At 58.9% G+C, this 26,618-nt stretch carries 28 protein-coding genes and 1 tRNA gene; 10 read left to right on the top strand and 19 right to left on the bottom strand.

Annotation, left to right across the window (positions count from 1 at the left end):
• Positions 1–7: 7 nt before the first annotated feature.
• The 3 genes from VK574_RS10025 to VK574_RS10015 all read right to left on the bottom strand — a co-directional run bounded on the left by VK574_RS10025 (position 8) and on the right by VK574_RS10015 (position 2,452).
• The gene (locus VK574_RS10025; RefSeq protein WP_472799703.1) at positions 8–1,063 is read right to left on the bottom strand and encodes a gluconeogenesis factor YvcK family protein; all 1,056 of its coding nucleotides are present in this window, start codon (positions 1,061–1,063) and stop codon (positions 8–10) included.
• 62 nt (positions 1,064–1,125) lie between these two features.
• Positions 1,126–1,689 carry a tetratricopeptide repeat protein gene (locus VK574_RS10020; RefSeq protein WP_472799702.1) on the bottom strand — a complete coding sequence of 188 codons (564 nt, stop codon included), beginning with the start codon at positions 1,687–1,689 and terminating at the stop codon, positions 1,126–1,128.
• Between the two features lie 145 nt (positions 1,690–1,834).
• Positions 1,835–2,452 (bottom strand): DUF4254 domain-containing protein, encoded by a 618-nt coding sequence (locus tag VK574_RS10015; protein ID WP_472799701.1) that lies wholly within the window; start codon positions 2,450–2,452, stop codon positions 1,835–1,837.
• An 82-nt stretch (positions 2,453–2,534) separates the two neighbouring features.
• On the opposite strand from VK574_RS10015, the gene VK574_RS10010 reads away from it, so the two are divergent.
• The 8 genes from VK574_RS10010 to VK574_RS09975 all read left to right on the top strand — a co-directional run bounded on the left by VK574_RS10010 (position 2,535) and on the right by VK574_RS09975 (position 8,466).
• Positions 2,535–3,740, top strand: coding sequence for an ATP-grasp domain-containing protein (locus VK574_RS10010; protein ID WP_472799700.1), 1,206 nt, complete (start codon positions 2,535–2,537; stop codon positions 3,738–3,740).
• A gap of 124 nt (positions 3,741–3,864) precedes the next feature.
• Positions 3,865–4,548 carry a TetR/AcrR family transcriptional regulator gene (locus VK574_RS10005; RefSeq protein ID WP_472799699.1) on the top strand — a complete coding sequence of 228 codons (684 nt, stop codon included), beginning with the start codon at positions 3,865–3,867 and terminating at the stop codon, positions 4,546–4,548.
• 25 nt (positions 4,549–4,573) lie between these two features.
• Entirely contained in the window at positions 4,574–5,026 is a 453-nt protein-coding gene (locus tag VK574_RS10000) for a GyrI-like domain-containing protein (RefSeq protein WP_472799698.1), read from the top strand.
• A 73-nt stretch (positions 5,027–5,099) separates the two neighbouring features.
• Complete coding sequence (locus VK574_RS09995; protein ID WP_472799697.1) at positions 5,100–5,543, top strand: DoxX family protein; 444 nt, start codon at positions 5,100–5,102, stop codon at positions 5,541–5,543.
• 108 nt (positions 5,544–5,651) lie between these two features.
• Positions 5,652–6,119 (top strand): YybH family protein, encoded by a 468-nt coding sequence (locus VK574_RS09990; protein ID WP_472799696.1) that lies wholly within the window; start codon positions 5,652–5,654, stop codon positions 6,117–6,119.
• A gap of 22 nt (positions 6,120–6,141) precedes the next feature.
• The gene (locus tag VK574_RS09985) at positions 6,142–6,357 is read left to right on the top strand and encodes a helix-hairpin-helix domain-containing protein (RefSeq protein ID WP_472799695.1); all 216 of its coding nucleotides are present in this window, start codon (positions 6,142–6,144) and stop codon (positions 6,355–6,357) included.
• A gap of 33 nt (positions 6,358–6,390) precedes the next feature.
• A complete protein-coding gene (locus VK574_RS09980) occupies positions 6,391–7,368 on the top strand; it encodes an alpha/beta fold hydrolase (protein ID WP_472799694.1) in 978 nt (325 codons plus the stop codon).
• A gap of 51 nt (positions 7,369–7,419) precedes the next feature.
• A complete protein-coding gene (locus VK574_RS09975; protein WP_472799693.1) occupies positions 7,420–8,466 on the top strand; it encodes a UDP-glucose--hexose-1-phosphate uridylyltransferase in 1,047 nt (348 codons plus the stop codon).
• A 53-nt stretch (positions 8,467–8,519) separates the two neighbouring features.
• Here the strand turns inward: VK574_RS09975 and VK574_RS09970 are convergent, their stop codons facing one another.
• From VK574_RS09970 to VK574_RS09955, 4 genes are all read right to left on the bottom strand, one after another.
• Positions 8,520–9,566 carry a diguanylate cyclase domain-containing protein gene (locus VK574_RS09970; RefSeq protein WP_472799692.1) on the bottom strand — a complete coding sequence of 349 codons (1,047 nt, stop codon included), beginning with the start codon at positions 9,564–9,566 and terminating at the stop codon, positions 8,520–8,522.
• Positions 9,567–9,866: 300 nt separating this feature from the next.
• Positions 9,867–9,942: transfer RNA gene (locus tag VK574_RS09965), tRNA-Lys, on the bottom strand.
• A 259-nt stretch (positions 9,943–10,201) separates the two neighbouring features.
• Positions 10,202–11,794, bottom strand: coding sequence for a pilus assembly protein TadG-related protein (locus VK574_RS09960; protein WP_472799691.1), 1,593 nt, complete (start codon positions 11,792–11,794; stop codon positions 10,202–10,204).
• 9 nt (positions 11,795–11,803) lie between these two features.
• Positions 11,804–12,190: a hypothetical protein gene (locus VK574_RS09955; protein ID WP_472799690.1), complete on the bottom strand. Its 387-nt coding sequence runs from the start codon at positions 12,188–12,190 to the stop codon at positions 11,804–11,806.
• A 130-nt stretch (positions 12,191–12,320) separates the two neighbouring features.
• Between VK574_RS09955 and VK574_RS09950 the strand changes: the two genes are divergently transcribed.
• Positions 12,321–12,791: an SHOCT-like domain-containing protein gene (locus VK574_RS09950; RefSeq protein ID WP_472799689.1), complete on the top strand. Its 471-nt coding sequence runs from the start codon at positions 12,321–12,323 to the stop codon at positions 12,789–12,791.
• Between the two features lie 141 nt (positions 12,792–12,932).
• Here VK574_RS09950 and VK574_RS09945 read toward each other — a convergent pair whose 3' ends face one another.
• The 3 genes from VK574_RS09945 to VK574_RS09935 all read right to left on the bottom strand — a co-directional run bounded on the left by VK574_RS09945 (position 12,933) and on the right by VK574_RS09935 (position 17,034).
• On the bottom strand, positions 12,933–14,057 hold the full coding sequence (locus VK574_RS09945; RefSeq protein WP_472799688.1) for a universal stress protein: 1,125 nt from the start codon (positions 14,055–14,057) through the stop codon (positions 12,933–12,935).
• On the bottom strand, positions 14,057–15,463 hold the full coding sequence (locus VK574_RS09940; RefSeq protein WP_472799687.1) for a HAMP domain-containing sensor histidine kinase: 1,407 nt from the start codon (positions 15,461–15,463) through the stop codon (positions 14,057–14,059). Before VK574_RS09940 ends, VK574_RS09945 begins: the two co-directional genes overlap by 1 nt.
• A gap of 98 nt (positions 15,464–15,561) precedes the next feature.
• Positions 15,562–17,034 (bottom strand): hypothetical protein, encoded by a 1,473-nt coding sequence (locus VK574_RS09935; protein ID WP_472799686.1) that lies wholly within the window; start codon positions 17,032–17,034, stop codon positions 15,562–15,564.
• 340 nt (positions 17,035–17,374) lie between these two features.
• Between VK574_RS09935 and VK574_RS09930 the strand changes: the two genes are divergently transcribed.
• A complete protein-coding gene (locus VK574_RS09930; RefSeq protein WP_472799685.1) occupies positions 17,375–18,199 on the top strand; it encodes a polyprenol monophosphomannose synthase in 825 nt (274 codons plus the stop codon).
• Between the two features lie 20 nt (positions 18,200–18,219).
• On the opposite strand, the gene VK574_RS09925 is transcribed toward VK574_RS09930, so the two are convergent.
• From VK574_RS09925 to VK574_RS09885, 9 genes are all read right to left on the bottom strand, one after another.
• Positions 18,220–18,945 carry a ZIP family metal transporter gene (locus VK574_RS09925; RefSeq protein WP_472799684.1) on the bottom strand — a complete coding sequence of 242 codons (726 nt, stop codon included), beginning with the start codon at positions 18,943–18,945 and terminating at the stop codon, positions 18,220–18,222.
• Between the two features lie 12 nt (positions 18,946–18,957).
• Positions 18,958–20,043 carry a redox-regulated ATPase YchF gene (ychF, locus tag VK574_RS09920; protein ID WP_472799683.1) on the bottom strand — a complete coding sequence of 362 codons (1,086 nt, stop codon included), beginning with the start codon at positions 20,041–20,043 and terminating at the stop codon, positions 18,958–18,960.
• Between the two features lie 139 nt (positions 20,044–20,182).
• Positions 20,183–21,001 carry a CPBP family glutamic-type intramembrane protease gene (locus VK574_RS09915; RefSeq protein WP_472799682.1) on the bottom strand — a complete coding sequence of 273 codons (819 nt, stop codon included), beginning with the start codon at positions 20,999–21,001 and terminating at the stop codon, positions 20,183–20,185.
• A gap of 61 nt (positions 21,002–21,062) precedes the next feature.
• Positions 21,063–21,665 (bottom strand): hypothetical protein, encoded by a 603-nt coding sequence (locus VK574_RS09910; RefSeq protein ID WP_472799681.1) that lies wholly within the window; start codon positions 21,663–21,665, stop codon positions 21,063–21,065.
• 9 nt (positions 21,666–21,674) lie between these two features.
• Positions 21,675–22,166: a DUF4149 domain-containing protein gene (locus VK574_RS09905; RefSeq protein ID WP_472799680.1), complete on the bottom strand. Its 492-nt coding sequence runs from the start codon at positions 22,164–22,166 to the stop codon at positions 21,675–21,677.
• Positions 22,167–22,323: 157 nt separating this feature from the next.
• On the bottom strand, positions 22,324–23,607 hold the full coding sequence (locus VK574_RS09900; RefSeq protein WP_472799679.1) for a peptidase associated/transthyretin-like domain-containing protein: 1,284 nt from the start codon (positions 23,605–23,607) through the stop codon (positions 22,324–22,326).
• Between the two features lie 31 nt (positions 23,608–23,638).
• Complete coding sequence (locus tag VK574_RS09895; protein WP_472799678.1) at positions 23,639–23,920, bottom strand: hypothetical protein; 282 nt, start codon at positions 23,918–23,920, stop codon at positions 23,639–23,641.
• Positions 23,917–24,423, bottom strand: a complete 507-nt coding sequence (locus tag VK574_RS09890) for a cytochrome c-type biogenesis protein (RefSeq protein ID WP_472799677.1) — start codon at positions 24,421–24,423, stop codon at positions 23,917–23,919. The genes VK574_RS09895 and VK574_RS09890 overlap by 4 nt, the downstream gene beginning before the upstream one ends.
• A gap of 1 nt (position 24,424) precedes the next feature.
• On the bottom strand, positions 24,425–26,488 hold the full coding sequence (locus tag VK574_RS09885) for a heme lyase CcmF/NrfE family subunit (RefSeq protein ID WP_472799676.1): 2,064 nt from the start codon (positions 26,486–26,488) through the stop codon (positions 24,425–24,427).
• Positions 26,489–26,618 lie beyond the last annotated feature (130 nt).

Here is a 26,618-nt window from a genome sequence, read left to right as displayed (position 1 = left end):
CGGCAAGTTATGCGCGATTGGGCGAGATGCTGTGGCCGAGGGCGAGGAGTGCGCCTGTGACGCGGTCGGCGGCGTGGCGGACTACGTTCTCTTCGCTGGCGAAGTCGCCGGTGATGCAGCGAACGCCGAGCTTTTCAATGCGGGCGATGTCGACCTCGATGGGCGACGCGTGCTCGGCCGCGTAGCGCGCCAGCGTTTCGAGCGAGAATGGCGCGGTGTTGAGAATGGCGTAGTCGAAGATGGGTGCCCGGGTGTGCTCGTAGATGCGTTCGATGTGTTCCGATGCCTTGAGGCCGAGGCTCTCATTGGCCTGGGTCATGAGGTTGCAGATGAAGACACGCACGCCCTTGGCCTCTGCCAGCGCGGAGGGAATTCCCTGTACGAGCAAGTTGGTGATGAGAGAGGTGTAGAGCGAGCCGGGGCCGACGCTGATAAGGTCGGCGCGCTCGATGGCCTCCAGCGTCTCCGGCATGGCCGCGGCGTTGGGCGGATCGATCATGAGCTCGGAAATGCGCTGCTTGCTGGCAGTGATCTTGGTTTCCCCGCGCACGACCGAACCGTCTTCCATGTGCGCGACGAGGGTTGCGTTCGTCGTGGTTGCCGGATAGATGTGTCCGCGGGTGGCGAGAATTTTGGAGGCCAGCTTGATGGCGTGCGCAAAGTCGCCGGTAATGTCGGTGAGGGCCGCGACGAAGAGATTGCCGAAGTTATGGCCGCCGAGTCCTTTTCCTGCCTTGAAGCGGTAAGCGAAGAGCTTGGCGAGCAGGTCCTCTTCGGCGCTGAGGGCGACCATGCAATTGCGCAGGTCTCCTGGCGGCAGCATATTGAAGTCCTGGCGCAGGCGGCCGGACGAACCGCCGTCGTCCGTGACGGTAACGATGGCTGCGAGATCCGAGATGTGACAGGGAACCTGGGTTGGCCAGTCGGGGAAGGCGACGTGACGCCGGAGACCGCGGAGCAGGGTTGACAGGCCAGTGCCGCCGCCGATGGCAACTACCCGGAGGGCGCCAGGGGTGGCAGGGTCTTCGAGCGCTTGAGAGCCTGGCTCAGAGGCACCCGACATCGATGGAGCGAGCTTCGTTGACGAACCAAAAGTCACAGAAAGCCTAAGGGCGAGCTGCCACCCTACGGAAGTTCAGGATACAGCAACTCGGTGAAGCGTGGGTCGTCGACCATGCTCTGGAAGTCGTTGTCAGAACGCGCCTGGAGGCGGTTTTTGGGATTCAGCTCAATGGCCTGGGACAGACTGTCGAGGCAATCCTGCGTCTTGCCGGTGATGGAGTACAGGAGGGCGAGTCCATAGAAAGCGAAGTCCGCGCGCGGGTCGTCCGCGAGGATGCCCTTGAGCTGATTGGCAGCTTCCTCAAAATCACCGGCGTTGATCTGCGATACGGCGTAGTCGTAGCGCTCGCCGGGCGTGAGAAAGGCAAGGCCCTCCTTGTCGAGCTGGCGGCGGCAGGTGCTGATGTACATCTTGCAGCGCTCCACGATCTCAGGGGGCGCGGAAGGCAGTACCTTCTCGAAGGCGACAATGGCCTTTTCATATTTTCCCTGCTGCACGAGTTGAACGGCGGCCTGATAGTGCGTGAAGACAGGCCCCGTTGCGGTGCTCGAGTGACTGCCGGGCCTGGCAGGGGGTGGAGGAGTCTTTTTGCGGCTTGACGTCGTGGATTTGGCCTCTTGCGTCATGGATTTTATGGGGGACGTCCGTTCTACGGTGCAAAAGTTGAACCGGATGATTCCGGCAGGATCACCAGGATTGGGAATCAAACTACTTAGGCCCTCTTTATACCCATAACCCCGTTTCACGTCAATGGGTGAAGTCCGGCAGGGATCAGCGACCTGACTCTGATTGTGTACTGCGATAGATGGCGGGGTTGAGGGTCGGGTCGTTGTACATCTTGAGCTGGCGGTAAAGTTTGAAGCGCCGTGTGCCGTCCAGAGTCTCTCGCCACAGCAGATCCAGGCATTGGGCGAGGTCGGTACGCTGCTCGGTAAGGACGGCGAGGCGCGACCGGTTGCGCTCGGTGTGGCCCGGCGCGCAGTCGGTGCGTTCGGCCTCTTCGCGGGTGTGATAGATCTTCAGCGCAAGGATCGAAAGCCGGTCGATGATCAACCCCGGCGACTCGGAGTGGAGTTCGGCGTCTTCAGCGGGAAGGCGCTGCGGCGCAAGCCAGTCAAGGAGGGTGCGGTCGAGGTCTTCCGCGAGATCGTTGCGGAGCTGGTTGGTTTGGTCGATGCGGCGCTTTACATCGGCAAGTTGTGCATCGGTTGCCCCGGGCGTGCGGGCTTCGTCTTCAATGTGCCATAGGTCGAAGTTGGCGCGATGCTGGCGGGCGACGCGGAGGAGCCATGGGTCGGTGGACGCAGAGTTTGTAGGGCTCTCGGATGCGTCGTGCCACGCGGCGGTTGATTCGTCGTGCAGCTTTACAATTGCGTCGGCCGAAAGCATCGGGCTCCTGACGGTGCGGTTAGTTGCGTGCAGCGTCTATGGTAGAACTATCCTCACCCGGGCCCCAAGTGGCGGAGGAAAAATGCCGGACGGAAACCAGAGGATTCTCTGTATTTCAAGCTACGAAAAGGGACAGGACTTCATGCGGCAGTGCGCCGAGATGGGAGTGAAGCCGACGCTGCTGACGGTGGAAAAGCTGCGCGACGCGCCGTGGCCGCGCGAGATTCTGGAAGATGTGTCGTACATGCCGAATACCTATACGGTCGAGGAACTGATCAAGACCGTGTGCTGGATGTGCCGGGGACGGTGGTTCGATCGCGTGATCGCGCTGGACGAATTCGACCTGGACGCTGCGGCGAAGATTCGCGAGCATACGCGGATTCCGGGGATGGGCGTTACATCGACGGCCTACTATCGCGACAAGCTGGCCATGCGTACGGGCGCGAGCGAATCGGGCTTCCTGGTGCCGGAGTTTTGCCGCGTGCTGAATTATGACGAGCTGCGGGCTTATTTGAAGGCAATCCACGGACCGTGGCTCCTGAAACCGCGCGCGGAGGCCTCGGCGCTGGGGATCCGCAAGATCTACGAGCCGGAACAACTGTGGCGGGCGCTGGATGAGCTAGGTGATCTGCAAACGAATTATCTTGTGGAGCAGTTCGTTCCGGGGGATATTTTTCACGTCGACTCCGTAATCAGCGAGCACAAGGTGGTGTTTTCGGCGGTTCACCAGTATGGCAAGCCGCCGATGCAGGTGATGCACGAAGGCGGGGTGTTTACAACGCGGACAGTGGATCGCACGAGCCGCGAATGGAAAGATCTGACGGCGCTGAACGCGCGGCTGGCGCCTGACCTGGGCATGGCGCGCGGGGTCACACATGGCGAATACATCCGGGCGCATGAGGACGGACGGTTCTATTTTCTCGAGATCGCGGCGCGCGTGGGGGGGGCGTTTATTTCAGATCTGATTGAAACGGCGACGGGGATCAATCTGTGGCGTGAATGGGCGCGGATTGAAGTGGCTGAGTTGCGTGGCGAGCCGTATGTGCTGCCGAAGTTTACCGAGAAGTATGCGGGCAGCGTTCTGTGCCTGGCGAAGACGGAGGAGCCGGACACCAGCATGTTCGACGCGCCAGAGGTTGTTTACAGCATGAAGAAGCATCACCACGCGGGGTTGATCGTGTGTTCGGAAAGCGCTGGGCGGGTGAGGGAACTGCTGGAGCAATACAGCAGCGAGTTTGCGCGGCGGTTCCTGGCGGCGCTGCCTCCGCCGGATAAGCCGACGTCGTGATGAGAACAGGGATCAGGGAATAGGGATCAAAGGACGCTGGTCGCACTCTTCAGCCACGCGTGAGGAAAGCCGTACTTTTACCAAAATGAAAATAGGCGACATAAATCTATCCATGAGATTTCAGTTGACAACATACCGACTAGTTGGTATGTTTATCTCCATTGAGGGATCAGACGTGACTGGGACAGCGACCAAAGACGAGATCCGGCACGAATCCAAAACCCGGATTCTGCAGGCGGCATTGCGGGTTTTTCGAGAGAAGGGCTATAGCGCGACGCGCATCGAAGATATTTGTGAAGCGGCGGGGTTGACGAAGGGTAGCTTCTTTCATCACTTCAGCACCAAGGAAGAGCTGGCGATCGCGGCCGCGGACTACTGGAGCGAGATGACCGCCGTGTTGTTTGCGAGCGCGCCGTACCATGCGCCGGCTGATCCGCTGGAGCGAGTGCTGGCGTACGTGGACTTCCGCAAGGAGTTGCTGCGCGGGGAACTGCCGGAGTTTACCTGCCTGGTGGGCACGATGACGCAGGAAGTGTACGGGACACATCCTGCAATTCGCGAGGCCTGCGAAGCGGCGATCAGCGAGCATGCGGCGACGCTGGTACCCGATATCGAAGCGGCCATGAAGAAATATGGCGTGAAGGGCGACTGGACCGCGGAGAGCCTGGCGCTGTTTACGCAAGCGGCGTTGCAGGGCGCGTTTATCATTGCCAAGGCAAAGAACGGCGTGGGGCCGGCCATTGATATGGTGGACCATCTGCGGCACTATATTGAATTGGTCTTTTCGAACAGAATTCGCAAGGAATAGAGAATTAATTCCCGAAGGAGAGGTCATGAATCTTAGCGAACATCCTGAAGTTGTAACGTGGCCCGAGACGCACTACGTGTATGTCGAAAAGATCGGACCCTTCATGGAAAATGCCGGGAAGGCCTGGCAGGAAGCTCATCTCTTGGTGCCCGCATTGAGCGAAAACAACAAGATCACCGGCTACATGGCGCTCTACAAGGGACCGAAGATCTACCGCGCTGGGTTCTCGCTTGCGGGACCTCCGGTGAAATTGCCGGAGGGATTGAAGTACGAGAAGGTTCAGGGCGGCAAGTACGTGCGGTTTGAGCTGACCGGTCCGTATGATCAGTTGCCGCAGGCTTCGGGGCGCGCGTGGGCGATTGTGGCGGAGAAGAAGATTGAATTGCGCGACGATTTTGCGATCGAGAATTATGTCAACGATCCGCGGGTCACGCCGCCTGAGCAACTGGTTACGCATATCATGATTCCGACGGTCTGACCGCACTTCCTCTCTGCACTACGCGGTCCATCCATCAACCAATTGACCAGGAAAGAAAAGACGGAGGTCACCCATGGCACAGGTAGCTACAAGCACGCAGGCGGGAACGATGGAGCGGCCCGCGAACGAAACAAAAACCGCATCGAGGGGACTGCTCTGGACAGGCCGCGTGCTCTCCACCCTGACGGTTCTGTTTATGCTCTTCGATGCGTTCGGGAAATTCACGAAGCCAGTTCAAGTGCTGGAGGCATGCGCACGGCTGGGGATCCCAACCTCGCAAATCCTAAGCATCGGAGTGCTACTCCTGGTGAGTACGATCCTCTACGCGATTCCGCGAAGTGCGGTGCTGGGCGCAGTTCTTTTGACCGGCTACCTTGGCGGCGCGGTTGCCATCCAGATGCGCGCGGGCAGTCCGACGTTTGAGACAGTCTTTCCGGTGATCTTTGGGGTGGTGCTCTGGGCGGGCGTGTATCTGCGCGAATGCGGATTGCGCCGAGTGTTCCCGATCAAGCGATAAGCGAGACTTCGCCAAACGACCAAACCTTTGAGTGACCTGCTACGGCGCTAGAGGACCAGTGTGTCTACAGATAGTTCCGGGCTTCGTCCCGGAGCGAAGGAGGAGAATATGGCCACGACAATTCTGCGAGAGAACGCGGCGATGTATGCCATGCGCGATGAGTCAAAGATCCGTGAGTTGCTGGAGAGCATATACCGGGCGCACCACGACAAGAATGCGATCGGAATCACGTCTCCCTACGCTGAGGATGCTGCTGTCTTCAATCTCGCTCCGCCCCTGGCACACTGTGGCAGAGATCGCGAGGAAGTGCAGGCATGGCTTGATACCTGGGCGACGCCAATCGAAATCAGCGCTCGCGACCTCGAGATCACCGTGACCGGGGACTTTGCTTTTGCCCACGGCTTCCTGCACATGCAGGGGACCAAGAAGGGAGCCGATAGCCCGCTGGACTTCTGGATGCGAGAGACGGTGTGCCTCGAGCGTAGAAGAGGATCGTGGCTGATTGTTCATGAGCACACGTCGGTGCCGTTCTATATGGATGGCACGACTCGGCCGGCTTTCGATCTGAAACCGTAGGCGAGGAAGGAGACGCAGACCAATGGCAAAAAAGGCAATTTCCGAGGGCAAGGAGACCTGGCCAAAAGGGGTCGCAAAGCCGGCGCAGCGCGCGCTTGCTTCGGCTGGATACAAAAGCGTTGACCAGTTGGCAAACGCGCGCGAAGAAGATCTGGCTGCGTTGCACGGCATGGGGCAGAAGGCGCTGGACATTCTGCGCGATGCGCTGAAACAGCGCGGCAAAACTTTCAGCAAGTAGCAAAAGAATAGATCCGCACGAGGAGAATAGTTCATGAAAAGACTTTTCCGTTTGGATGTCTCTGGCCTGGTGGCAGCGACGGTGATCTCGGCCGCCTTGTGTCTCCCGCGGTGTGCAACAGCTGAGCAATCCGCTGCGCAGCTTGCAGCGGGGCTTGGACACGGGTTCAAATCGAGCACGGCGCATGTGAATGGAATCGACCTGCATTATGTGCGCGGAGGCAGCGGTCCGGCGGTCATTCTGATTCACGGGTTTCCCGAGGATTGGTATGAGTTTCGCAAGGTGATGCCGCTGCTCGCAGACAGGTTCGATGTGATTGCGGTGGATCTGCGTGGAGTGGGCGGTTCGACCGCTACGGAATCGGGCTACGATGCGGCGAACCTTGCCACGGATATCCATGAACTTGTGCATGAGCTGCATCTTGATCGGCCTTACATTTTCGGCCACGACATCGGCGGCATGGTGGCATATGCGTACGCGCGCCAGTTTTCGAATGACGCGCGAGGCGTGATGATGCTGGATGTCGCGCTGGCGGGCGTAGGGCCATGGCAGGAGATCAAGACGGATCCAAACCTGTGGCACATCTACTTTCACCAGATTCCCGGCTTGGCCGAGCAGCTTGTCACAGGCCGTCAATCAATCTACTTAGGTCACTTTCTGAGCTTCCCGGCGTTTAGCGACGAAGACCGAACACATTTCTATGCGGCCTACGGGGATGGAGCACATCTGCGCGCGGCATTCGAGTTTTATCGCGCGTTTCCCGCGGAAGAGACGAACAACGCGAACCCCCTGGCGAAGCCCTGCAGTCTTCCGCTTGTGTTCGGCGCGGGCGAACGTGATGTCTTCCACAGATTCGTTCCGCGCGAAGCGCAGGCGCTGCGCGACATGGGATGGCAGAGTGTTTCAACGGACGCGATCGCGAACAGCATCCATTACGTGGTGGACGAGCAGCCGCAGGCTGTGGCTGAACTGATCGCCAGCCACGCGGCCCAGCACAGCGAAGTACACTAAATCTTCGGATAATCGGCCTTGGATCGATGGTCGATCCGCTCGAGGGAAAGAATGCCGCCGTTCAGTCAGTCGCCGCATCGCCGTTGGAATCCGCTGCGGCAGTCGTGGGTGATGGTTTCGCCACATCGTACACAGCGGCCGTGGCAGGGCGAGGTCGCGCAGAAGACGGCGCCGTCGGCAATTCACCATGATCCGAACTGCTATCTGTGCCCGGGCAACACACGTGCGGGCGGGGCGCTGAACCCGCAATACGAATCCATCTTCACGTTTGTAAACGATTACGCTGCGCTGCTGCCGGATGCGGCGGCGGAACAAAATGCGCAGGGGTCTCCGTTGCTGGTTGCGGAGCCTGCACGCGGACTTTGCAAGGTTCTATGCTTCCATCCTGACCATAGCTTGACGCTGGCGCGGATGACGCAGACGGAGATTCGGCGCGTAGTCGATGCGTGGACTCACGAATATGAGGAACTGGACGCGATCGACTGGATCCAGTACGTGCAGATCTTTGAGAATCGCGGAGCGATGATGGGTGCGAGCAATCCGCACCCGCATGGGCAGATTTGGTCGACGGGCTTTGTGCCCGATGAGCCTGCGGTGGAGACTGTGTCGCAGCGCGAGCATCTCGCGAAGACGGGCCGTTGCCTGCTGTGCGAATACGTCGCTGCCGAGAAGGCCGCGGGCGAGCGCGTGGTTCTGGAGAACGATCATTTCGCGGTGCTGGTGCCGTGGTGGGCGGTGTGGCCTTTCGAGGTGCTGCTGGTGAGCAAGCGGCACCTTGGTGCAATGCCGGAGCTGAGCGGGGACGAACGCGACGCTCTGGCCGATGCGCTGAAGCGGCTGACGACGCGCTACGACAATCTTTTCGAGACAAGCTTTCCGTACACGATGGGTTTTCATCAGACGCCGACAGACGGGGAGAAGCGCCCCGAGTGGCATTTTCACGCGCATTTCTATCCGCCGCTATTACGGTCGGCGACGGTGCGGAAGTTTATGGTCGGGTTTGAAATGCTCGGAATGCCGCAGCGCGACATCACGCCGGAGAGCGCGGCGGAGCGGCTGCGCGCGTGCTCGGAGACGCACTTCTGGGCACGAGGGTAATCGAGAGCCCTCAGCCGTCAGCTTTCAGCCCTCAGTGGTGGAGTTAGCGCCTGTCAGAAGACGTGCTTTTGAGTCAGTTCGCGTTCGCTCGACCGCACAGAACGGGTGCGTTTCATTTCGTACATGGAGCGATCGGCAGCTTCGAGCAGGTCGTCGACGTCTTTGCCGTCTTCAGGAAACCGGGCGTGGCCGATGCTTGCCGTGAGATCGAGTGTACGTCCTTCAAAGAGGAAAGGTTGATCGGTTTCCAGGGAGAGGCGCTCGACGATGGTGAGCAGATCATTGCGGTCGGAGATATCGCCGAGGATGACGCCGAATTCATCGCCGCCGAGTCGCGCCACGAGATCGGATCGCCGTGGTATGCGGCTGATGCGCAGCGCCATTTCGCGCAGGGCCGCATCGCCGGCGCGGTGGCCGTAGCTGTCGTTGACGCGCTTGAGTCCGTCCATGTCGATGACGAGGATGCCCAGGGGTTCAATCTGGCGGCGACCTGTAGAGACGCGACTGCGTAAACGGTCGAAGAAGAGGTTGCGGTTGGCGAGGCCGGTGAGCGAATCGTGCGTGGCCTGCTGGTAGAGCGCATTGGACTCGTTGCGCGCGGCATAGTACATGGCGGCGGCGATCAGATCGCTCATCAACTCGAGCACGCGCACGTCACGAGCGGTAAAGGCGTAGGTCGCTGTGGAAACCAGTTTGACGGCGCCCACCGCCGAGCCTTCATGTTTGAGCGGCGCGATCACCATGGAGCGGATTCCGGCCTGTTCACACGGCCCGTGGTCAACACGCGGATCAGTGAGCGTGTCGTCGGAGCGGAGGATCCGGCCTTCGCGTACGCACAAGCCGGAGAGGCTTGCTTCGCGCTTAACCCGTGTTCCGAGCAAGGGGAGGGCGATGCCGCTGGCTCCGCGGTAGACCATTTCCTCGCCCTCGCTGTATTCGACAATTGCGCCTTCGGCATTGGTGAGAGTTGGGATGCGTTCCACCACCGCGTTGACGACGCCGGAGAGATCGAGGCCGAGTTTGGCGATCTCCGTTTGCAGACGGATGATCTCCATCAGGATGTAGGGATCTGTGCTTACACTGCTTTGCACGTCGGTCATGGGCCCTCGGCTTTTGGAATGGTGGCGCTGGACGATTGACTCTTCGCCAAACGTCGTTTCGACCGTTTCTTGCAACGTGCAGGGATTGCTGGATTCCGATCTTTGGCAGGGGCAGAATTCCGCCGCAATCCCTATACAGTTTAGATGCGATTGCCGATCCATCGCACGGTTCAGGACAGTGCGGATTGTAACCAGGATGACAACGGTTTCCGTTCTGGATTTTGCACAGGCAAGGCCGGCGATTTGGGGAAAACGGGTGGATGTAGGGGAGCGATAGGCGAGAAAGCCCATTCGGAGGAATGGTGAGCCCGCTGGGACTCGAACCCAGGACCCACGCCTTAAAAGGGCGTTGCTCTACCAACTGAGCTACGGGCTCGCTGCCAAAAGGCTAAGCTGTCTTTTATAAATGACTTGGTTGGTCATCTGAAGGAAAGCTGCTTCTCGAATCGGGCGAGCAATCGACCGTCGGGATCCAGCCTCTTCCAAACGCAGCTGTTCTTAAACTTTAACAGATCATCCTTTTTTGTGGCGCCCCGGAGGAGATTGATCCTGCTGTTCGAAAGACGAGATCAGCGTTTAAAGGAATCAGCCGGGAAGAGTAGCGCTTCCCGGCTGAAGAGAATAAGGCAGCTTTGTTATGGCGTTGTTGTTGCAACTCCGTTTGGTATGAGCCGCACGGCAGTGAGGTCATAGGCGATCGTCTTGAAGATGTTGCTTAACGAGGTGATGGTGTTGTTTGGGCCTGAAGCCTGGCATCCGCTGTCGCTGCCTGGCAGGTAGTAGTCAGAGAAGAAGGTCGAAGAACTGGTCGCCATTTGCTGCATTGCCTGGCAGGGGGTGATGTTTTTGTGGTTGGATCCGGACAACCTGTCGCTCGCGCAATAGCTCAGTCCGTTGTAGCTGCCTGAGTGCGTTGACGAACCATAGGCAATGGTATAGAACTTCGTTGCATTGCTGGAGTCTCCCGGATAGGTCTTGGCATAATTCGCCGCGTCGACTCCCTGGGAACACTGGCCCACCCACGATGGGAATGTTCCCGAGGAAGTAGCAACGGTTCCGCTCTGGGATCCGACAACCATATCGTTGACTCCAGCCATGAATGTTCCGTCGGCGTAGCTATTGCGGTTATAGGTGAAGGTGCCGTCACTGTCGGTGCCCGGCGGATATTGCTCCTGTGCAGTCGCATTGCCATCGCTGAGGAGAATGATGACGTTCTGGGTGCCGGGTTTCGCCTGTTGCTCTGCGATGAGGGCGGACTGTGCAGCGTAGATGGCAGCTGCGTAATACGTATTCTCTGTGCTGGTCTGTATTCCAGTGCATCCGCTCTTTCCCCCGACAGCCTTGGTAAGGTTCGAGGTTGTGGTCAGGGACGTCGCCTGATTGTCAGAGCGATAGTCGCTGAGGAAGCCAGTGACCTGATATGTCTCTGTGACGGTAGTTGAGCCTGTTTTGTAGGTCATGTTGGTCAGGCTCTTCGCCGTTGTGGACGGGAAGGTATACGGGCCAACGGTCGGGTTGGAACTGGCGCAGTCGTAGTCGTTCGAGGTTGTCGTGTTGGTGATGTTTGGGAAGGTAAACAGGCTGACGTTATCTACGGATGGGGACACGTTCAGCAATAGCTGCTGGATGCCTCCTACGGCACAGGACAGCTGAGTTGCTCCGCTGCCACAGTTGGTATCTGAATAATCCATCGACGGTGTCGTATCGAGAATGATCGCGATGTTATATGGAAGAGGTTTTGAGCCACGCATGGCGGCGGTTGCGGTTGCTGAAATATTCAAGGACTTGAAGCCGAGGAGTCCGGCAAAGAGCATGGGAACGCTGGCTGATTGCTGTACCTGCAGTGCGTTTGCCGCTGCGCTGCCGGAACATGGAAGGCCCTGGCTCTTGAGAAAGGCGACGCATAGCGGTTTCACCACCGCATTGGAGGCGGAGAAACCTTTGGAATCGTTGGAATTACCGACACCGGCGCCAAACGATTTTGCAGAACCGGCGTAATCGCCATCGGGCATCTGCTGGGCGCCCGCCAGGGCCGCTGCATTGGTTGCAGACTGGAGTTGGCGGTGGATGACCATCACGCGGGCGACGTCGAGAGTCAATCCGCAGAGCCCGAGTAACAGAACCATCATCATGGCTAGCCAGGGAATAATCTGTCCGCGTTGGTCCTGGAAGAGCTGTTGTGGAAATTTCAATTGTTCCTTGTAGATCATGGCCCTTTCACCTTTCATATGGTTTCTTCACTGCATCAGTTCGGTGGTTTGTGCACTCAAGGTCATAGCGACCGGCTTCCAACCAAACAGCATGAGGGTGTATGGATACGTTGCCGTGACCTGCGCTGTCTTGCCGGAAATGACGTTCGCCTCACCATTGGTGCAGGTAGTTACGTTGTTGTATGCGTTTCCGTTGAGACTGACGCTGAGCTTGATTTTCGAGGCGGTCAGGGTTGGCGCAGCGTTGGTAATGGTGGCCAACGCGGCAGCGCATGGGTCGGGAGTTGTACCGTCGGAGTTTGTGGCACGGATGACCGCCACTGTGCGAGCGCCGACGTCGACAGCGTTATTCAACTGCAGGTAGAAGACGAGTGCAAAGCCTAAGCCGAAGATTCCGGTGACAAGAGCCAGCATCAATGGCGCTACTCCACCTGCGTGAGCTTGTGCCGATTCTCATGCATTTTTGCAGCGCGCAGATTCCGGCGCTGGCCGAGGCCGTGCACCACGCGTTCTCGCCGATCACGGAACTTTGGGGAGGACAGATATGAACGACAACAGACGTCAGATTCTGGAGATGCTGGCTGCAGGGAAAATCACGGCCGACGAAGCCGAACGACTGCTTGCGGCGCTCGAACCCGACACTGCCCAGACGGCAGGAAAAACGCCGAACAGCGCCGGGAACGGACAGCAGCCCGGCGCACCCCGTACGCGTGCCAAATATCTGCGCGTACTGGTGGAGGCCGATGAAGAGATGACCGGCCTGAAGGGCCCGACGACGGTGAATGTCCGCGTGCCCCTGCAGTTGTTGCGCGCCGGTGTGCGGCTGGCAGCACTGATTCCGCAGACGGCTCACAACCAGCTTGACCAGGCACTAAGCAGCCATGGTGTGCCACTGACGCTATCGCAGATCAAGCCGGAGAATATCGAGGAGCTGATCGATCACCTCGAAGATCTGACCGTGGATGTGGACGGCAAGGACGGCAACAAGACTCGGGTGCGCGTGTTTAGCGAGTAGGCCCACACTTTCCACCACAAATTCCAAACCCACTGACCGTACTAAAAGTCATGTCTACACTTGCGATGCGCAAGCCCATGCCGATCGGGGAATCGAAGGAGCAGGCGTGGAGTGTGAACGGAATTGCAGGAGTTGGAGGGGCTACCCTCGCCTGAGCGGCTTCTGCATCGGCACTACCTGCACGGTTACGTCGCGCACTTCGGCCAGGAAGCGGTTAAGCACGGATCCGCGCAGGAGAATGTCAAGGCGCGAGCGCACGGGTTGGCCGAAGATGACGTGGGAGATGCTTTCCTGCTGAGCAAACCGGATCAGCGCGTCAGCGACATTCTTATCATTCAGCGTGATTACCTGGGCGCCGAGGTCGCGCGCCATGCGTCGATACTCCTCGATGCGTTGAAAGGCTTCAGGATCTCCGTGGCCCTTATCTTCGTCGGGCCGATTTACGTAGACGGCGTACCAGTTGGTGGCAAGCCGGCCGGCAACGCGCGCGCCTACCCGGATGAGACGCTCGGTTCCGGGCCGCGTGCTGAGGCAGACCATCACCTTGTCGGGGATGGGCGCTTGCTCGAGGCCCTGGGTGCGGCGGTAATCCGATGCGCGCTTGCTTACCTGTTCGGCCGTTTCGCGTAGTGCGAGTTCGCGAAGGAGGTTAAGGTTGCCCTTGCGAAAGAAGTTGGCGAGCGACTGCTCAACTTTTTCGGCGGCATAGATCTTGCCTTCGCGTAATCGGGAGCGCAGTTCTTCCACGGTAATGTCGACGTTGATGACTTCGTCAGCGCGCTTGAAGAAGCTGTCAGGAACCGTTTCGCGGATGATGGTGTTGGCTGAGCGATTGACGGCGTCGTTCAGCGTTTCGAGGTGTTGGATGTTGACGGCGGTCCACACGTCGACGCCCGCATCGAGGAGTTCGAAGACATCTTCGTAGCGCTTGCGGTTTTTGCTGCCGGGGACGTTGGTGTGGGCGAGTTCGTCAACGATCACGATCTGCGGATGGCGCGCCAGAATCGCCTCGATGTCCATTTCCTTGAGGTCGACGCCACGATAAGGGATCACGCGTTGGGGTACGATTTCGAGGTCGCAAATCTGCTCCTGAGTTTCGGCGCGGCCGTGCGTTTCCACCAGGCCAATCACCAGGTCGACACCCTGCTTGCGCTTCAGCCGGGCATCGTTGAGCATGTGATAGGTTTTGCCGACACCGGGAGCGGCGCCGAGATAGATGCGGAGTCGGGCCGGTTCCTGCAGGCGTTCGATCTGGATTTCAGCCATCAGCCAACCTCGACCGGGTGGGGAATCGCTTCGGCCACTGCGACGGGCAGAGTGAAGCGGAAGGTGGTGCCGTGTCCGAGGCGGCTCTCGACGGCGATCTGACCGCCGAGGGATTCGACCAGGCGCCGGACGAGCGCCAAGCCCATGCCGGTGCCGCTCTCTGAGAAGGGATTGAATCGATCGAAGATGTTGCTGAGACGTTCGGCCTCAATGCCGCGCCCACTGTCGCGCACGGTGAATTGCACGAATTCTTTCAACTCTTCGGCGGCGAGAAAGATTTCACCCTCGGCCGGGGTGTAGCGCAAGGCATTGCCGACCAGGTTGTCGAGGATGGAGCGGACCGCACGGCGGTCGGCCATGATGAACGAGAGGTCTGCAAAGGCGCTGACTTCAATGCGGACTTGTTTGGCTGCTGCTTCGTCAACGTAGCGGTTGCGTGCTTCATCCAGCAGGGCCAGCGGGCGCAGGCGCTCAAGGTTGAATTCACGTTTGCCCGTGTCGAGTTCGGCGACTTCGATGAGGTCGGCCATCAGATCGTTCAGCTTCTCGGCCTCGTTGCCGGCTTCGACGACCAACTCGGCCTGCAAGGGGAGCAATTCGCCGCCGAATCCATGCTGAAGGGCATAGATACCCCGACGCAGCTGCAAAAGGGGATCGCGGAGTTTCTTGCTGGCGACGGAGATGAACTGCGTCTTGAATCGGTCGGTGTCCTGCAGTGTGGTGACGTCTTCAAGCGTTGTCACGGTGCCGAGCAGCCGTCCTTCGGAGTCGCGCATGGGCATGGTACGGAGACGATAGCTGCGTGACTGCTTGCCGATGCGCATAGGAAGCATGGAAGCCTCGCCTTCGACGGCAATGGGCTTCTGCATGGAGATGGCATCGCGGATCGCGCTCAGGATTTTGTCGCCGCCGGGGGTGTTGGTCAGGGCCAGCCGATCGCTCGCAGCCTCCCCGAGCACGTCGGCGGCTGCCTGGTTGAGCTTGAGGATGTGGCCCTTGGCGTCGGTGACGATGATGGGCTCGAAGATGGACTGAAGTACGGCATCGGAGAGCTGATACTCCATCTGGTGGCGGCCGGCTTCGGTGTCGCGCAGTTCGCGCAGGCGTACGGCAATGCGGTTGAGCTCGGCTGCAATCTCGCCGAAACTGTCACGGCCGCCCCACTCGACGCGATGTTCAAGGTTGCCGCGAGCGATTTTGCGAGCATCGGCGGCGAGCATCCGGATGGGATGCAGCACGAGCATGACGGTGGCCACCTCAACAAGGATGAGGGAGATGAGCAGCGCGATGGCGAGGTGCATCTGGCCGGCTGCGGCCAGTGCGCGGTGCGTTGCGGCGACCAGCCCCATGGCGAGGGCGGCGATCACGACACAGCCGAGAATCAACCTCTGCGTGAGATTCAGCATCTTTCGGGCTCCCCGCCGGTAAGAACCACACTTTCATTTTTGCGCACCTACCCTCACGGCGCAAAACGTGCGGGAAGGCTGGTGTTGTTTCGAGCCGTTCAGGGAATGCGGCAGACGGAGAGCGAGGCATTGTGCCATTGGCAAGCGAGTCCGACAGGCTGAGGATAAGAAACGATCACCCAGTCAACGCCAAATTCAGACTTGAGGCGCTCGAAGTCGGCGATTTTGAAGTGCTGCCATCCGGCAGTCGCGTCGACTTGCCGCTCCCATGCCGGCCCGAGCTCGGGCACTTGGGTGACAACCGAAGTGTCCTTGACCATGTCGGCCAGCTGGCTGCGCTCGGCAAGCGCGCGAAAGCTGTGATAGTCCTCCTGGGGCGCGGCGAGGTAATAAGGATCCATGGCAAAGTAAGCGTTGACCGGGGTATTGGTTCGAATCCACGCAAACGACTGCAACCACGGATTTGCTGACTGCCTTCCGGGCAGTTCCATGTGCTCGCTGCTGGCGAAAAGGGCGCGTTGCGAAGCGAACATGCCGGCATTGATGACAACGAGGAAGACCGCCCAGCGCCAGGGGCTCGATTTGAGCAGATACTTGCCCAGCAGGCAACCGCCGATCAAAGCGAGGAAGCAATAGATGAGATGGAGAAAACGCATAGGCTGCATGGGCGTGATCCGTACCAGCGCGGGAGACTTGAGCACGATCATCGCCACTGCCTGCTGGAAGATGCCATAGGAAAAGATCGCGAGGGCGAAGTGCGCCAGCAGAGTTTCGCCGCGCTTGAGCGCGACGCGCCACAGCAGCCAAAACAGGAAGAGGGGGCCGAGCGCGCCCAGCCACTCGTACCATGTCCAGCTGTAAAGGAAGTAGTAGCTGCGCGTCTGAAGGGCACGGTGCCAAATGGGTGTGGGAGACTCGAAGATCCAGCCCAGGGGCACTGCGGCCGCAAGCGAGTCGCGCCACGAACGCAGCCAGACGTGGACCGGTTCGAGCATCGCCATGGTCAGGAAGAAACAGAAAGAGATGCCCAGCGCAGCCATGATGGGGTGGAGCACGAAAGCGACGAGCAGCAGGGGAACGGCCAGCCATCGCTGGCCTGCGAGAATGCGGGAAACAGCCAGAAGGACAAGCGCAGTGGCAATATTGCGCGGGTGCAGATGCTGGTCGGCAAGGTAGAGGGCTGTGCCAGCCACGGGAAGTGTCATCATTGCGGCAGTAAGAGCGATGCCGGCCCACTGCACGCGTTCGTCCTCGAAGAGCATCCGGGCAATGCTCCAGCAGCCCACGATGATCAGCAGAATGGATATGAACTGGAACAGCAGTTCCGTGACGGATACGGGAATATGGGTGATGCGTATAAATTCTGCGACCCACTTGTCGAAGAGCGTCGCCTGCAGCTGGACACGGAAAAATGCTGCGTCGTACGGATAGAGCGCCTGGTTCAGGTCACTCTTGACGGCGGTTAGATAGACACCGTCATCCTCGATCCCGGGGTGATAGCCCATCGTCGCCATCGCCAGAAGTGAGAAGGCGAGGATCAGGAGTATGTTGCGCTTGCTACGGTTTTCCAAAAGATTCAGCTCTATACTTCCAATTCAGATTTCCAATGAACGAGCAAAACACGGCCCGCTTACAAAATGAGCGCATCAACCCTCGGGCAAGTCTTAGACTCTGCAAACCTCCCTTGGCGAGAACATGTCGCATTCAGAGGCACTTATTTCATTGGACGAGGAGGGAAGGCCTTTAGCTGACTATAATCGAGATTGGGCAAGACGTGCTTCCCTAAATCTCTTATTTCCAGCGTACCGTAATCAGGTTTCGTATTCAGGGATATTAGAATTTGGGAAAGTCCTTTGTATTGCGTACGCTTCTGCGGGTTAATACGTCTATATTCCCATAGACATCTAACGCATGGTATCGGCATCCATTCATCCAGTTCGTGTCGCGATCGGCGAGTCAACGATCCCGCAACCGCGGGAACTCGTTGGCCCTCGTTTTCCTCAGAAGCTGGCACTGGCGATACCGACCCTTTGCGAGGCGGGAAATCTCTCCGTACTGCTGGATCGCGTGCGCGGCGCCCTCGACCCGCTCAACTTTGATTACGAAATCCTGATTGTGGATGACGACAGCTGCGATGGAACGGCAGAGATTGTCTCTGCCCTTGCGCTGCAGGATCCGCGGATTCGCCTGCTGGTACGCAAGGGACAGCGCGGTTTGTCTGGCGCGATTCTTCATGGATGGGAAAATACCGACGCCGGGATCGTGGGAGTCATGGATGCGGATTTTCAGCATCCGCCGGAACTGTTGCCGGAACTCACGGCGGCGATTGCTTCAGGCTGCGACCTGGTAATTGGCAGTCGCTATACCCCGGGCGGGGGACTTGGCGAATGGAATGTCCTGAGGAAGTTGCTGTCGGCTGCGGCGGTGTGGGCTACCTGGCCGATCCAGCGCATAGGGCTCCGCGCCAAGGATCCCATGTCCGGCTTCTTTTTCGTACGCCGCGACTGCCTCACGGGAATAGCGTTTCAGCAGGCGGGATTCAAGTTGCTGCTTGAGATCCTGGTGCGCGCGCGCATCTCCTCGGTTCGCGAGGTTCCGTTTGCCTTTGGGCAGAGGTACCGCGGAGCCAGCAAGGCCAATGTGAAGGTCGCTCTCGATTACGGCCGTCTGCTTGCCCGGCTCTATCGCGGCAGATTCGGATCGAGTCGCGCGGTTCCGGTCAGCACGTACGATTGATGCGGCTCTCATCGGCTGGTTTAGAGCGCAGGGAGCGCCCATCGCATCACCAGGAATCCCACGACACCTAGAAAAAATACCAGGGCCATGCGAATGCCGGGCTCGCGATTGACTTCGGGCACCAGGTCGCTGGCACCGACATAGAGCGCTACGCCGGCCGAAACTGGCAGGCCGTAGGGCATCCACTTGGGGGCAAGTTCGATCACCAGCACTCCGACGATGGTGGCGGCTGCCAGCATGACGGCCGAGTAGAAGGCCGCTTTCCGGCTGCGCCCGCTCGCCAGCATCACTGAGGCCATCGTGAAGCCCTCGGGCGCCTTGTGGAGGAATACCGCGAGAAAGATCAGCCAGCCGAGGGCGCTGTTCACCACGAAGCCCGAGCCAATGGCCACGCCGTCGAAGAGTGCATGCACGCTGAGTCCGCCTAGCACGGAGTAGCCGGTGCGCGCAGAGACGAATTCATGGTGGTGCGTCTCTTCGCCGTAGTGGAAATGCGAGTTGATGGTGTGCTCGAGCAGGTGAACGGCGCAGTAGCCGATCATGATGAGGATTGGGCCGAGTGTCGGGCTGAGCTTGAGGCTCTCGGGCGTCATTTCGAGAAGCGCTACAGCCATCAGGAAGCCGGCGCCCAGTGCGACAAAATAGCGCAGGTAGCGCTCCACGCCGCGCGCCCGCACCAGCACCAGTCCGCCGGCGATATCCGCGAGCGCGGCCAGGATGCCCAGGGCCACCGAGAGTTTGAGCATTCTTGCTTACCCTTACCCGCTGTGCCGAATGTGCATGACATCGCCATCCTGCACCACGTACTCTTTGCCCTCAAGCCGGAGAGTGCCCAGCGCGCGCGCATTCGCTTCGCTGCCGGCCGCCAGCAAGTTGTCCCACCGGATGGTTTCTGCCCGAATGAAGTGATGCTCGAGATCGGAGTGAATCGCGCCGGCTCCCTGGGGTGCTTTCGATCCCGCTGGAATCGTCCACGCGCGGCACTCATCTTCGCCAGCGGTGAAGAAGCTGATGAGGCCGAGAAGCTCGTAGCTCTTGCGAATCAGTCGCACCAAGCCGCTCTCGTGCAGGCCGTAGCTGGACAGAAATTCCGCCGCCTCGGCTTCGTCCATCTCCGCTAATTCGGCCTCGACTTTGCCACAGATTGCTGTCGCTCCCGCATTCGGCCGTTGTGCAACCTCGGAAAGACCATAGCGTGAAACGGCAGCCTCCAGGTCGTCGCCAAGCTTTGTGCTCTCACCGATGTTAACTGCATACAAAACAGGTTTTTGCGAGAGAAACATGAAGCCTTTAATAAGCTTCTTTTCTTCTGCGGTCATTTCCAGTTCGCGGATCGGCTGCTCTTTTTCCAGCGCTTCTTTTGAGCGCAAAAGCAGAGCCTGCTCGCGTTCCAGTTCGCTGGTACGACCCTTTTTCAAATCCTTCTCGAGCCGTTCGAGGCGCTTTTCCACTTGGGTGAGATCGCTGATCATCAGGTCGAATTCGACGTTCTTGACGTCGCGAAGTGGATCGTTCGCGCCGACATGCGGAATGGAATCATCCTCGAATGCGCGCAGCACGTGGATCAGCGCGTCAACGTTGCGAAGGCTGGTGAGGAAGGCCGTTTCCTTCAGCGCTTCCTGGCCGATGGCGGCGACGTCGACAAATTCAACCGAGGCGTGCGTTGTCTTCTTCGGGGAGTAGAGCGCGGAAAGCTTGTCGAGCCGATCGTCGGGAACCTTGGCAACTCCTATGTGCGCCTCGCGCGGATTGGAATAGCCGCGATCTTCGAGCTTGGCCTTGGTAAGAATCTTGAATAAGGATGTCTTGCCCACCTGCGGCAGGCCGATGATGCCAGTTTTCATGCGAATCCGATGGTGCCCCTGCACGCTACCTTGCGCGCTTCAGGGCCTCTACGATGATACAAGAGCGAAGAGCAGGGATTAGGGACTAGGGACTCGGGATCAGGGACTGGGGAATTGTTTTCTTGCACTCGCTGTCGCATCACTTCAAATTCGGCAAGACGGTCATCATCAGCGCGCCCGCAATGTCCATGGGCCAGTGGGCCACGATTAGGGGAGCAAGCCTTCGCGTGCGCCAGTAGATTGCCATCAGCGCAAAGGCTCCTGGTGCAAAGGCCAGCGTGCGGAACGCGATATATCGCCAATCCAATACACAAGGCAGGAGACTATGCTGGAACGCCCAAATGAACCCCACCGCAACGAACGCAACCCACGTACGGCCGGTGATCGCCCGGATGCGCGGGAGTGCGAACGCCTGGTACGTGGCTTCCTCTGTCGGAGACCAGATGATCCACCAGAGCGACAGGCTGTAGATGACGGCCCAAAGTGGCATCGCATGCGGCTGAAACAGGTATGCTCCTGGATCCACGCGTGACGCAGGATAGAACAGCTTGTGAAACACCACGCCACCAAGCAGGAACAGTGGAAAGACCAGCAGGAAATAGCCCAGTCCCAGAAAGATATCCTTGCCGAAACGCAGGTGTACGGGACCGAGCAGATCGCGCAGCCGAATGCCTTCGCGCTTTGTGAACCAGAACATCGCCGCGAGACAGCCGATGTCTACCAACGTGCCGTACACCGTCCACCAGTATCCCGCCGCATGCCATGGATCGGGACGATGCATGCCGGCAAGGATCAGTGCCACCAGTCCCTGCGAAGCGATCATTAGAAGAGGTCGGGCAAGTATGACGATGAATGGGCCTGCCCACGGAATGCGTCCGGTCGCAGCGCGGGTCTCGATTGCGAGCTTTGCGTTTGGCTCTTCGCGAATCTCAAGGGCAGTTTCAATGGCTAGTGGCATTGGATCTTCATTAAGCGAGAGAGCATAACACCGCCTTGGAATCAGCGCAGTGACAAGCCGATCAGGTTCGGCGCTTCACAAATCGGAGAGCTGAGAACTCCGCCGACACCGCCGCGATCTTCGTATCCACAATCCCAGTAGCCAATGCCGTCTCCCTCACAAGGTTTTCATTCAACGGATGCCCCGGACCCTTGCGGTAGATGAACCAGATGGGAATGCCGGACTTGAGTTGGCTGGCGGCTTTTGCGAGCGCAGCGCTCAACTCGGCCGGAGTATCGACGCGTGCCAGGATCAGATCGCCCTTCGAATTCGAGACCGCAAGCGCGACGTCGAGCGCGGTCTTCAATGCTGCATCATCGATGGGGCCGATGGTACGCACGGTTGTCTCCGGCGTGATGCCCAGTTTTTTCGCCAGCGTCGGAGGTGGCTTGAGCAGTGCATCGGTCCATTTTGCCGCCATCCGAACGCCAAGTTGAATCGCGACAGATTCACCCTCGAACTTAAACCGAAGCCAGTCTTCGTCAGCCCGAACATCTTTCATCTTTGTAAACGGAACCCGGCGCCGTATCTCTCCACGCACGATGAGTTCGGGCGGCTCCAGCAGCGCTTTCACGTTGTGCTGCGTTCCGTTCCACACGCACGCGCAGATAGCTTCACGTCCCATGCGTTCCTCCTAGGTACGCGTTGATTCCGCCCAGCCAACGAGAGCCACGGTAGCGATTCCCAGAAGGAGGATCACACCTTCAACGTGTTCGCTGCGGTTGTGGAGCATGTTGAAGTGTACCGTGGTGGGATTGGTAGCGTCAGAGGTGTCGATCGCTCCGCCGGCGGCAGTGCGGTCGCGTTCCATTGCGGGGATGATTCCGTATTGCGAGTAGGCTGTGCAGGCCAGCATGAGGATAACGAGAACCATGGGCGCGAGGACGGCACGCGGCTTATAGATATTCCATGCGGGCGCAAGGGCCATAAGAGCGAGGAGGACAAGGCCGCAGACAATTCCCATGCCGTGCAGAATGCGGAGCAGTTCACCGACGATGGTTCCGGCAGTGTGGGTAGCGCCGGGCAGGGAGTTGAAGGTAACAGCGGCAACAATGGGAAAGAAAATCTCCGCGCCAATCCAGACAATGAGAGCGAGAAAAAGCAGCGTGCGAAGCAATGTCTTCATTTCGGAAGAATACTAAATGCGGGGAACGGGGACTCGGGACTAGGGGAACAGGGTTAACAAGCAAGAGAGATTGTTGAGATGGAGGGCGGCACGCTCAGCAAAGCGACAGCGATCGCATATTGCATCTGTGCGAGCGCTGTTGTTCTGAACCTCATTTTTACGACTTGTTTTTGAGGGCGCGCTTGAGCACGGTTTCGAGCGCAGCTTTGGTCTCGGCGTACTCGCCTGGCGATACGGCTCCGGTCAGCTTCTCGCTCTCTAATGCGAAGAGTTCTTCCTTCAGCACTCCGAGCAGAGCGCCGTTGTGCGACGCCGTCAAGCGGGGTTCGGCGGCTGGATAAATGGGAGGCGCCGCCGCGCCAGCTCCCTGTGTTGCAGGTACGCCCGGAACTCCCGCGGGCTTACGCAACAAGAATGCCGCTGCAACAACAAACAGCAGAGCCAGGCCGCCGAGGATCCACCACTTGTATTTGCTGAGCGGGTCGGGGGTGTTAATCGGTTCGCCGAGTCCGCCGCCAGGCTGGCCATTGCCGGGCGCAGCGGCTTCCGGGCCACCAGGTCCTGCCGCGCCTTGATCTTCGCGCGGCATCGAACCGGTACCTGAAACGGTAAACTCCAGCGCCTTGCCGGGAACCACATTTTTGGCGATGAACGTCTGGATGTTCGGGTCCTGGTTGATCGTTGTAAATGTCGAGCCTGCGCCCGCTTTGAAGGTGATGCTTTTCGGCAGCAGCACACCGACGCTTTGCGTGCTCAGAGACTCCTGCGGATGGAACGTGAAGGATCCGCTATAGGGAATGGTGTAGCTGATATTGAACTGGGTGTCCTTTTCGCCTTCATCCGGCTGGATGGGGAAGTTGAAGGCGTAGTGGCCCTTCTCTCCATCGGGCTGCAGCTTCAGCGTGGTGGGAAGGCTGCCAGTGCTCGGCCGCTGCCCCTGGGCCGACTCGACAACGGCCTCTGCAGGGAGGACGATCTCGAAGCTCTTCGGGCTCCACTGGGTCCGTGGCGGCATGCTGGTGTTGTGGATGAAGTAGCGCTCGATCACGTGCAACTGGCCGTTCGAGCTTTCGACTTCGAGTACGTCGGCTTCAGCAAAAACGCCTTCCACCTTCGAGGCCACGTCGTATACGGCGATGTCGGGGACCGAGCCGCTCTGGGGAGCGTCGGCAAAGAACTCGGCTCCCTGGTGCGTCACCTTTACCAGCGACGGTGCGTTGCTTGGTCGATTGAGCGTGTAGTGTCCGCTGCTGTCGACGGTGGTGTGCGCCACTTCGGTCATGCCCGTCATTGGTTCGACCAATATCACGGGATCGCCAGCCGCTGGCTTCCCGGTTGTTTTGTCAGTCACTGTACCTGTCAACTGCACGGCGTGCGCGAGTGTGCCGGCAAAAAGAAAGCCGGCAACGACTGCATGCAAAAAAGTCTTCATCGATCTCATGATTTTTCCCGGAGTCCTTATCTTTAATTGCCTATCCTTGCTGCTGCAGGTGATTCATTTCGGCGAGCAATTGCGCTGTTTCATTTTCAAGTTGCGCGCGCTGCGCCGCGAAGTCTTCTTCAGGGTATTTGCCGGCGCGATATTCGAAGTTGAGGTCGCGCAGATTTTCGTAGAGTTGTTCCTTGCGTTCTTCGAGATAATCGAGGCGCGTCTTCTGCCGCTGGCTGGCAAACGAATTCTCAGGCCAGAAGGTATAGAGGAACAGCACCATCGCCATCATGCATCCAAGCGCCAATCCAAGAGTTTCGCTCATTGCCGACCTCCTTCGTCGCCGTCATTATCGGTTTCGCGGCGAATTTGTTTGCGCAATTCGTCCATTTCGGGTGTGCTTGCCGTTTGCTCGGCTTCCTTTTTGCCGACTGACCAGTGCCGGACGAGCAGAATGGTGCCGAACATGGCTGCGGCAAAAACCGCAAAGGGCGCGATCCATGCCACAAGGTTGAATCCCTGCATGGTGGGCGCGGCCAGCACGGTAGCGCCATATTTCGCGGCGAAGCTGTCGAGGATCTGCTTGTCCGTCAGGCTGGCATTGATGGCCGTGCGCAATTCAGCCAACTGCACGGGCGAATCGGGGCAGCCGACGTGATTACACTCGCCCAGAACCTGCCCGCATCCGCAACTGCACATAAGCTGGTGGTTCAGGTGATCGTAACGCGCACCTGCGTCGCTCGCACCCATTGAAAAGCAAACCACAACCGCGAGCGTTCCGGCCTGCAAAGCTTTCTTCCAATACTTCAAACTTAGCGGGATTCGCATCTCAGTCGCCGCCTTTCAAAACTGCTTCGGATTGCTCCGTTCGAGCAGTCGGCGTGCGCACTCCCGTGGTTACCGGCTTGAGGCTTGGAACCAGTGCCGCAAGTGTGCCCCACACGATCAGCACCACGCCCGCCCAGATCCAACTGACAAGCGGATTGAGAAACGCCTTGATGATCGGCTGCCCGGTATCAGGATTGGTGCCCTCAAAAACCACGTATAGATCCCAACTGGGAACGGAGTGAATCGCGACCATGGTCTGGGGCTGCTGGCTGACCAGGTAGACGCGCTTCTCGGGCGCCATCTGGAACTGCTTTTTGCCATTCCGATACACATCGAGCAGCGCATAGTCGGAGTTGTAATTGGCGTTCGAATCCTGGGTGAAGCCGACGCACTCAAGCGTGTAGGGGCCGACACTCATTGTGTCGTGCAGCGCGAGTTCTTTTTCCGTGTTGCGATTGAACGCCGAACCGGCAAGGCCGATGACGACGATTACCACGCCGATGTGGACCAGGTAACCACCGTAGCGTCGGGTGTTACGGCGACAGAGCAGGTACATCGAACTGGCGATATTTTTGCCTGTCTGTTTTGCAATTACGCCCGCTCCGCGGAAAAACTCCGAGAGAATAGCGGTCATGACACTGGCCGCCAACGCAAACGCAACCAGCGCGTAGAAATTGCCGGGATCGAAAGCACCGTCTTTCCATGGGCGAACGCCAAACACGAGACAGACGATGACCATGGCCCACAAGGCAACCGTCGGCAATATAAAGTTGCGGCGAACGGCTCGCAGTGATGTCGAACGCCACGGCAGCAGGGGTCCTACGCCGGTCAGGAACAGCAGGAACAAGCCGATGGGAATCGCCACCCGGTTATAGAAGGGTGCGCCCACCGTGACCTTGTTGCCTACGACGTATTCGCTCAGGATGGGAAAGAGTGTTCCCCAGAGGATCACGAAGCAGGCGGTCAGGAGTACGAGGTTGTTGAAGAGGAAGCTCGACTCGCGGCTCACCAGCGACTCAAGCCGGTGCTCGGCCTGCAGGTGATCGCGCTGCACAATGTAGGTGAAGGTACAGACTGCAATCACGATCCCCATGAAGACCATGAACCAGGTGCCGATTGACGACTGCGCGAACGCGTGAACCGAACTTACAAGGCCAGCGCGGGTAAGCAGCGTTCCCAGAAGGGTGAGCAGGAAGGTAGAGAAGATGAGCCAGACGTTCCAGCTCTTCATCATCCCTTTCTTCTCCTGCATCATCACGGAGTGCAAGAAGGCCGTCCCGGTGAGCCAGGGCATGAAGCTTGCGTTCTCAACTGGATCCCATCCCCAGTAGCCGCCCCAGCCGAGTACAGCGTAGGCCCAGTGCATGCCGAGGAAGATGCCGCCCGTGAGGAAGAGCCATGTCACCAGCGTCCACACGCGCGTGATCTTGATCCATTTTTCTCCGGGGTATCGCATCATCAGGGCGCCCAGCGCGAAGGCGAAGGGTACCGAGAATCCCACGTAGCCGAGGTAGAGCATCGGGGGATGAATCACCATCTCCGGATACTGGAGCAGCGGATTCAATCCGTTGCCGTCGGCAGGAAGCGCGCCCCTGAGCAGCGCAAAAGGCGGTGCCGCAAAGTTCACCAATGCCAGAAAGAAGACCTGAATGCCGGCCATAATTGTCCCGGCGTAGGCATAGAGCTTTACATCCGTCTTATGACGCAGGCGCAGCACAAACCCGTACGTGGCGAGCAGCCAGCACCAGAGGAGCAGGGAACCCTCCTGGCCGCTCCACAGGGCAGAGAATTTGTACCAGCCGGGGAGAGCGCGGTTCGAGTGCTCCATGATGTAGGTGATGGAGAAATCGTTGGTGAAAACCGACCAAACCAGTGCAATTGCCGCTGCTGTTACCGCGACAAACACGGCAATTCCGGCCCGGCGAGCCGTGTCGGCCAGTCGTTCCGGGGCAATCGGCGCGGGCTGGCCGGTCGCCAGCAGTCTCAGCGCGACAATGCCGGCAAAGAGGTTATATGCCGCCAACGCTAAAGCGATGAGAAGAGAGAGACTTCCAAACGTTGCCATCAGAGCTCCATCTCTGATTCTCGCACTGAGGACTAATGCCTTAGGGGAATCTAACGAGCCTATTCTCAACCATCTTAGGCTTCTGACATGTGATTTGCCTCACACTAGAGGTCGAGATGGAAGGGAGTTG

This window comes from Occallatibacter sp., from assembly GCF_035317045.1.
Lineage (GTDB): Bacteria > Acidobacteriota > Terriglobia > Terriglobales > Acidobacteriaceae > Telmatobacter.
Note: the sequence above shows the minus strand (reverse complement) of the source record. Positions and strands in the feature narration are given on the sequence as shown.

What these genes read in the sequence shown, in the direction of transcription:
- VK574_RS10025 (WP_472799703.1), bottom strand. Translation starts at nt 1,063, where the DNA reads ATGTCGGGTGCCTCTGAGCCAGGCTCTCAAGCGCTCGAAGACCCTGCC.
- VK574_RS10020 (WP_472799702.1), bottom strand. Translation starts at nt 1,689, where the DNA reads ATGACGCAAGAGGCCAAATCCACGACGTCAAGCCGCAAAAAGACTCCT.
- VK574_RS10015 (WP_472799701.1), bottom strand. Translation starts at nt 2,452, where the DNA reads ATGCTTTCGGCCGACGCAATTGTAAAGCTGCACGACGAATCAACCGCC.
- VK574_RS10010 (WP_472799700.1), top strand. Translation starts at nt 2,535, where the DNA reads ATGCCGGACGGAAACCAGAGGATTCTCTGTATTTCAAGCTACGAAAAG.
- VK574_RS10000 (WP_472799698.1), top strand. Translation starts at nt 4,574, where the DNA reads ATGAATCTTAGCGAACATCCTGAAGTTGTAACGTGGCCCGAGACGCAC.
- VK574_RS09995 (WP_472799697.1), top strand. Translation starts at nt 5,100, where the DNA reads ATGGCACAGGTAGCTACAAGCACGCAGGCGGGAACGATGGAGCGGCCC.
- VK574_RS09990 (WP_472799696.1), top strand. Translation starts at nt 5,652, where the DNA reads ATGGCCACGACAATTCTGCGAGAGAACGCGGCGATGTATGCCATGCGC.
- VK574_RS09985 (WP_472799695.1), top strand. Translation starts at nt 6,142, where the DNA reads ATGGCAAAAAAGGCAATTTCCGAGGGCAAGGAGACCTGGCCAAAAGGG.
- VK574_RS09980 (WP_472799694.1), top strand. Translation starts at nt 6,391, where the DNA reads ATGAAAAGACTTTTCCGTTTGGATGTCTCTGGCCTGGTGGCAGCGACG.
- VK574_RS09975 (WP_472799693.1), top strand. Translation starts at nt 7,420, where the DNA reads ATGCCGCCGTTCAGTCAGTCGCCGCATCGCCGTTGGAATCCGCTGCGG.
- VK574_RS09970 (WP_472799692.1), bottom strand. Translation starts at nt 9,566, where the DNA reads ATGACCGACGTGCAAAGCAGTGTAAGCACAGATCCCTACATCCTGATG.
- VK574_RS09960 (WP_472799691.1), bottom strand. Translation starts at nt 11,794, where the DNA reads ATGAAAGGTGAAAGGGCCATGATCTACAAGGAACAATTGAAATTTCCA.
- VK574_RS09955 (WP_472799690.1), bottom strand. Translation starts at nt 12,190, where the DNA reads ATGCTGGCTCTTGTCACCGGAATCTTCGGCTTAGGCTTTGCACTCGTC.
- VK574_RS09950 (WP_472799689.1), top strand. Translation starts at nt 12,321, where the DNA reads ATGAACGACAACAGACGTCAGATTCTGGAGATGCTGGCTGCAGGGAAA.
- VK574_RS09945 (WP_472799688.1), bottom strand. Translation starts at nt 14,057, where the DNA reads ATGGCTGAAATCCAGATCGAACGCCTGCAGGAACCGGCCCGACTCCGC.
- VK574_RS09940 (WP_472799687.1), bottom strand. Translation starts at nt 15,463, where the DNA reads ATGCTGAATCTCACGCAGAGGTTGATTCTCGGCTGTGTCGTGATCGCC.
- VK574_RS09930 (WP_472799685.1), top strand. Translation starts at nt 17,375, where the DNA reads ATGGTATCGGCATCCATTCATCCAGTTCGTGTCGCGATCGGCGAGTCA.
- VK574_RS09925 (WP_472799684.1), bottom strand. Translation starts at nt 18,945, where the DNA reads ATGCTCAAACTCTCGGTGGCCCTGGGCATCCTGGCCGCGCTCGCGGAT.
- ychF (WP_472799683.1), bottom strand. Translation starts at nt 20,043, where the DNA reads ATGAAAACTGGCATCATCGGCCTGCCGCAGGTGGGCAAGACATCCTTA.
- VK574_RS09915 (WP_472799682.1), bottom strand. Translation starts at nt 21,001, where the DNA reads ATGCCACTAGCCATTGAAACTGCCCTTGAGATTCGCGAAGAGCCAAAC.
- VK574_RS09910 (WP_472799681.1), bottom strand. Translation starts at nt 21,665, where the DNA reads ATGGGACGTGAAGCTATCTGCGCGTGCGTGTGGAACGGAACGCAGCAC.
- VK574_RS09905 (WP_472799680.1), bottom strand. Translation starts at nt 22,166, where the DNA reads ATGAAGACATTGCTTCGCACGCTGCTTTTTCTCGCTCTCATTGTCTGG.
- VK574_RS09900 (WP_472799679.1), bottom strand. Translation starts at nt 23,607, where the DNA reads ATGAGATCGATGAAGACTTTTTTGCATGCAGTCGTTGCCGGCTTTCTT.
- VK574_RS09895 (WP_472799678.1), bottom strand. Translation starts at nt 23,920, where the DNA reads ATGAGCGAAACTCTTGGATTGGCGCTTGGATGCATGATGGCGATGGTG.
- VK574_RS09890 (WP_472799677.1), bottom strand. Translation starts at nt 24,423, where the DNA reads ATGCGAATCCCGCTAAGTTTGAAGTATTGGAAGAAAGCTTTGCAGGCC.
- VK574_RS09885 (WP_472799676.1), bottom strand. Translation starts at nt 26,488, where the DNA reads ATGGCAACGTTTGGAAGTCTCTCTCTTCTCATCGCTTTAGCGTTGGCG.